2 protein-coding genes and 1 pseudogene are annotated in these 2,466 nt (G+C 67.6%); all 3 read right to left on the minus strand.

Annotated elements, in window-relative coordinates:
• A pseudogene (locus NBZ83_RS31600) lies at positions 1-314 on the minus strand (histidine phosphatase family protein); the annotation flags it as partial.
• Positions 315-395: 81 nt separating this feature from the next.
• A complete protein-coding gene (locus tag NBZ83_RS31605) occupies positions 396-1,076 on the minus strand; it encodes a hypothetical protein (RefSeq protein WP_261576451.1) in 681 nt (226 codons plus the stop codon).
• Positions 1,073-2,278, minus strand: a complete 1,206-nt coding sequence (locus NBZ83_RS31610; protein ID WP_261571282.1) for an AAA family ATPase — start codon at positions 2,276-2,278, stop codon at positions 1,073-1,075. The genes NBZ83_RS31605 and NBZ83_RS31610 overlap by 4 nt, the downstream gene beginning before the upstream one ends.
• Positions 2,279-2,466: the final 188 nt, after the last annotated feature.

The raw sequence follows: 2,466 nt of genomic DNA on the forward strand, positions 1-2,466 counted from the left end.
GCCTCCACCCCGCCCCCGCCCGGGCGACTGGCGTCCGCGTCCATGTAGGCATGGGCATGGGTGCCGGCGGCAGTGCCGGTGCCGCGGCCGATGCCGGTGCCGTCGGTGTCGTGGAGGCCCAACGCGCGCGCGGTCTGCCGGGCGCGGGCGGAGCCGTCGGTGAGCACCCTCGCCCGGGCGGGCAGTGCTCCGGCCGTCGCAGCGGCCGCGGTCGTGGCCCGGCGCAGCCCGTCCGCGTCGACCTCTTCGTCAACGGGGAACCGGGCGGCCCGTAGCGCCGGGGTCGGAGCCGCACTGACCACCGCCAGCCGCACCGTTCCTCCTGGCCTCATCGGACTACGCAACCCACGTCGGGCGCCGACGGCCACTTTCGTAAACGATCTCTGCAGGTGCCGTCATTGCGGTCTCCGTCCGCCCCCGAGATGGTGGGTGCAGCACGAGGAAACATCCTCGCGAAATCGCTGCCATGAGCGGTTTGATCCGTTCGGCATGTCGAGAATTTTTAGGTCGCAGGCCTTGCTGAAAATGTCGGGAGCTGTCGATTCCCGATAACTCCGAGTCGGGCCAGAGACCTCGTTTTTCATGACCTTCTTCGGGTCGGCGAAGCGCCCGGTGTCCTTTCTTCGACGCGCCGCGGGCACCCTCCATGAGGAGGAGAAGGCTGTGATGGCATCCGGGAAGAGGAGGAGCCAGGCTTCCAATTCGGCGACGGCGAGGACGTAGTGCGCGGAGCGGAGTTCCTTGTTCAAGGCCTTCTGTACCCGTTCTCTCGCCTCCGGGTAGCCGACACCGTCCACCCTGTCAAGATCCTCATGGATGAAGACGCAGGCCAGCTCCGCATCCTCCAGGAGTGCGCGAGCTCGAGCCTTCCGTGCCAGAGTCCTGACTCGCTCGGCGAGTCGAGTCTCGGTCGCGGTCCGTAATCGCACTGGATCCTTGATCTCGACGATTCGGCCGCGCATGTCCGGGCAGGTGGCTTCCAGGAGCACGCGCAGGCTAAGCCGGTCGGACGCGTCCTCACCGGCGAGCACCACGACCGGTTTGCGGGTTGCCCGGGTGTGGGTTCCGCGGCTCACAGATCGCCGCCCAGAGCTCCGGAAAACCACAGGTCGCCAAGCGGAAGCCCCTCGCTTCGGGCGACGATCTCGCGAAGTTTGTCCGTCGAAACCGCAGGAATAATCGAGGATCCGTCACCTGTCCGCTCGCAGACGATCAGTTCTTCCGGCCTGAGGCGGTCGGCCAGGGCCGGGGAGTGCGTGGCGATCAGGAACTGGGTGCGCTCACTCGCCTCCCGCAGCCGCTCCACCAGGAGCTCCAGGGCCTGGGGATGCAACCCGTGGTCGATCTCCTCGACACAGGTGAGCGCGGGAGGTTCGGGATCGTAGAGCAGTGCCAGCAGTCCGAGAAGTCGGATCGTGCCGTACGAGGCATCGCCCAGCTGAGTGGGCCCACGCAGGCCCCGCTCGCGCAGGATGAGGACGACCTCCCTGGCCGAGCCAGACGGGTAGTCGAAGTCGATTCCGCTGAGCTGCGGCAGTACCGTGCACGCATCCTCGACCAGGCGGTCCCAGGTGTCTCGGTCCCGGCCCCGCAGCGCCAGCAGGAAGGCGGCCAGATTCGCCGCATCGTGGTCGAGAACCTCGCCGCGGCCCCGTGGGAATCGGGACGGCAGGCGCGCCCGCGTCACATCGACGTCGAAGACGCGGAAGGATGCGAGGCGCTCCGCCACCGCGGCGACCTCGGTTCCACCCTCCTTGGTGGACAGCCGGGGGAGCGTGGACAGGCCGCTGCTCATCCGGCGGATGCCGAAGACCCGTTCGCCCGACACCTCATCGCGGCGGTCGAGTCCGACAACGGCCGCCTCCTCCCCGGTGATGGTGATTCGTCTGCCGCGGCCCTGCGTGCGCTTGAACTGGAAGGACTCGCTACGGGACAGGGTGAAGCCGTCACCAAGCGTCCGCCGATTGACGTCAAGCCGGTAGACATCCGGCGCGTTCAGGCTGCTGTACCTGGTCCAGGTTGCCTGCAGGCCGACGCTGATCCTCCTGGGCGCTCGTTTCCCCCCGCGGAAGGCCACCTCGTCGAACCCACCTCGGACATCTAATGCGGGTTCCAGATCGCTGAGGATCACATCGGAGAGGAAGCGGAAGACTTCCAGGAGGTTGGTCTTGCCGGCGCCATTCGGTCCGACGAGGACGTTGAGTGGGCCGAGGGGCACCTTGACCCGCCGCAGACTTCGGAAGTTCTCGACCTCCAGCTCGATCAGACGTCGCTCCATCCCACCTCCCTCGTGCGATCATCTTCGCAGATGGCGGGCAGGACGCAGCGGGAGGCGGTCCGCTTCGTCGCGTCGAACAGCAGAGGTGACCAGCGCCGCGCCGATGCGTCAACGCCGGACCGGGTGAGTTACCGCTTCCGTCAGGTGTTGAACGGGGAGCGGTCGGGGGTCTCGGTGTGGCGGGGGCG

Origin of the sequence: Frankia gtarii (genome assembly GCF_025403375.1) — a bacterium.
Classification (GTDB): domain Bacteria; phylum Actinomycetota; class Actinomycetes; order Frankiales; family Frankiaceae; genus Frankia; species Frankia gtarii.

Bases quoted from the DNA above. Each gene is read 5' to 3' on its own strand.
- NBZ83_RS31610 (WP_261571282.1), bottom strand. From the start codon at position 2,278: ATGGAGCGACGTCTGATCGAGCTGGAGGTCGAGAACTTCCGAAGTCTG.